Genomic DNA, 3,356 nt, shown 5'->3' with positions numbered 1-3,356 from the left:
GAGCCTGACGATGACCTACTCTCGCATGGGCAATGCCACACTACCATCGGCGCTGCTCTGTTTCACTTCTGAGTTCGGGATGGGATCAGGTGGTTCCAGAACGCTATTGTCGTCAGGCAAAACGGTTGATCACTGGGCGGATGAGATTGAGTGCTTACGATCAAGGTTATCGCGGTTGCCTGTTCTGGCAATTGTCTTGGGTGTTATATAGTCAAGCCGCACGAGCAATTAGTACCGGTTAGCTCAACGCCTCGCAGCGCTTACACACCCGGCCTATCAACGTCCTGGTCTTGAACGGCTCTTCAGGGGCCTCGAGGGCCCGGGGAGATCTCATCTTGGAAGGGGCTTCCCGCTTAGATGCCTTCAGCGGTTATCCTGTCCGAACATAGCTACCGGGCAATGCCACTGGCGTGACAACCCGAACACCAGAGGTTCGTCCACTCCGGTCCTCTCGTACTAGGAGCAGCTTTCCTCAAATCTCCAACGTCCACGGCAGATAGGGACCGAACTGTCTCACGACGTTCTAAACCCAGCTCGCGTACCACTTTAAATGGCGAACAGCCATACCCTTGGGACCGGCTTCAGCCCCAGGATGTGATGAGCCGACATCGAGGTGCCAAACACCGCCGTCGATGTGAACTCTTGGGCGGTATCAGCCTGTTATCCCCGGAGTACCTTTTATCCGTTGAGCGATGGCCCTTCCATACAGAACCACCGGATCACTATGACCTACTTTCGTACCTGCTCGACGTGTCTGTCTCGCAGTTAAGCGGGCTTGTGCCATTACACTAACCGCACGATGTCCGACCGTGCTTAGCCCACCTTTGTGCTCCTCCGTTACGCTTTGGGAGGAGACCGCCCCAGTCAAACTACCCACCACACAGTGTCCTTAACCCCGATAAGGGGTCGAAGTTAGAACCTCAAACAGGTCAGGCTGGTATTTCAAGGTTGGCTCCACCGGAACTGGCGTCCCGGTTTCAAAGCCTCCCAGCTATCCTACACAAACATGCTCAAAGTTCACTGTGAAGCTATAGTAAAGGTTCACGGGGTCTTTCCGTCTAGCCGCGGATACACCGCATCTTCACGGCGATTTCAATTTCACTGAGTCTCGGGTAGAGACAGCGCCCCCATCGTTACGCCATTCGTGCAGGTCGGAACTTACCCGACAAGGAATTTCGCTACCTTAGGACCGTTATAGTTACGGCCGCCGTTTACCGGGGCTTCGATCAAGAGCTTCGTCCGAGGACTAACCCCATCAATTAACCTTCCGGCACCGGGCAGGCGTCACACCGTATACGTCCACTTTCGTGTTAGCACAGTGCTGTGTTTTTAATAAACAGTCGCAGGGGCCTGGTATCTTCGACCGGTTTCCGCTCCACCCGCAGGGGCTTCACGTACATACCGGCGTGCCTTCTCCCGAAGTTACGGCACCATTTTGCCTAGTTCCTTTACCCGAGTTCTCTCAAGCGCCTTGGGATTCTCACCCTGACCACCTGTGTCGGTTTGGGGTACGGTCTCGAATAGCCTGAAGCTTAGAAGATTTTCCTGGAAGCATGGCATCAATGACTTCCAACCCGTAAAAGGGTCGTCGTCGTCACGTCTCGGCATTGTGGGCCCGGATTTGCCTAAGCCCACTGCCTACTCGCTTAAACCGGGACAACCGTCGCCCGGCTCACCTAGCCTTCTCCGTCTCTCCATCGCAGCTATCCAAGGTACGGGAATATTAACCCGTTTCCCATCGACTACACCTTTCGGTCTCGCCTTAGGGGCCGACTCACCCTGCGCCGATTAGCGTTGCGCAGGAAACCTTGGTCTTCCGGCGTGGGGGTTTTTCACCCCCATTGTCGTTACTCATGTCAGCATTCGCACTTCTGATACCTCCAGCAGACTTCTCAATCCACCTTCGCAGGCCTACAGAACGCTCCCCTACCCCGCATCTTGCGATGCAGCCGCAGCTTCGGTGACCAGTTTGAGCCCCGTTACATCTTCCGCGCAGGCCGACTCGACTAGTGAGCTATTACGCTTTCTTTAAAGGATGGCTGCTTCTAAGCCAACCTCCTAGCTGTCTGAGCCTTCCCACATCGTTTCCCACTTAACTGGTACTTGGGGACCTTAGCTGGCGGTCTGGGTTGTTTCCCTCTTCACAACGGACGTTAGCACCCGCTGTGTGTCTCCCGGATAGTACTCACAGGTATTCGGAGTTTGCATCGGGTTGGTAAGTCGGGATGACCCCCTAGCCGAAACAGTGCTCTACCCCCTGTGGTATTCGTCCGAGGCGCTACCTAAATAGCTTTCGGGGAGAACCAGCTATCTCCGGGCTTGATTAGCCTTTCACTCCGATCCACAAGTCATCCCCTGGCTTTTCAACGACAGTGGGTTCGGGCCTCCAGTGCCTGTTACGGCACCTTCACCCTGCTCATGGATAGATCGCCCGGTTTCGGGTCTATGCCCAGCGACTAAGTCGCCCTATTCAGACTCGGTTTCCCTACGGCTCCCCTATACGGTTAACCTCGCCACTGAACATAAGTCGCTGACCCATTATACAAAAGGTACGCCGTCACGGAACAAGTCCGCTCCGACTGCTTGTACGCATACGGTTTCAGGGTCTATTTCACTCCCCTCACAGGGGTTCTTTTCGCCTTTCCCTCACGGTACTGGTTCACTATCGGTCAGTCAGGAGTATTTAGCCTTGGAGGATGGTCCCCCCATGTTCAGACAGGATTACACGTGACCCGTCCTACTCGATTTCACTGGACTCAGGTTTCGGATACGGGGCTATCACCCACTATGGCGGCTCTTTCCAGGGCCTTCTCCTACCAGTTGTCCAGCTTAAGGGCTGGTCCCCGTTCGCTCGCCGCTACTGAGGGAATCTCGGTTGATTTCTTTTCCTTCGGGTACTTAGATGTTTCAGTTCCCCGAGTTCGCCTCTTACGCCTATGTATTCAGCGTAAGATACCGACCCGAAAGTCGGTGGGTTTCCCCATTCAGAGATGCCCGGATCATAGCTTGTTTGCCAGCTCCCCGAGCCTTATCGCAGGCTTCCACGTCTTTCATCGCCTCTGACTGCCAAGGCATCCACCGTATGCGCTTAGTTGCTTGACTATATAACCCCAAGACAACTGACCTGTGCCTCATCATCCACTCAAGCTCATCGCTCACCGAAGTGACCGACAACCTCTCGCGTCTGACGAGATTCAGAGACAGTCGACTGAAGCTATAAACAACCACTTCAACGACACACCGGATAACGCTTGATCGTTATCGCTGAAACTCTGTTCTGAACTAGAAGAACAAAGCTTCGTGTTTCAATCTCATCCGAATTGTTAAAGAGCAATTCTGACCCAGTGATCAGAAAG

At 54.1% G+C, this 3,356-nt stretch carries 2 rRNA genes; both read right to left on the bottom strand.

The annotated features are described in order from the left end of the window. Positions 1–2 precede the first annotated feature (2 nt). Positions 3–117: ribosomal RNA gene (rrf, locus tag ACFOZ5_RS13570) — 5S ribosomal RNA — on the bottom strand. 90 nt (positions 118–207) lie between these two features. Beyond that, a 23S ribosomal RNA gene (locus ACFOZ5_RS13565) occupies positions 208–3,102 on the bottom strand. Positions 3,103–3,356: the final 254 nt, after the last annotated feature.

The organism is Marinobacter lacisalsi, from assembly GCF_042651045.1.
Lineage (GTDB): Bacteria > Pseudomonadota > Gammaproteobacteria > Pseudomonadales > Oleiphilaceae > Marinobacter > Marinobacter lacisalsi.
The sequence above is the reverse complement of the archived record's forward strand: the minus strand, read 5'-3'. Positions and strand labels throughout refer to the sequence as shown.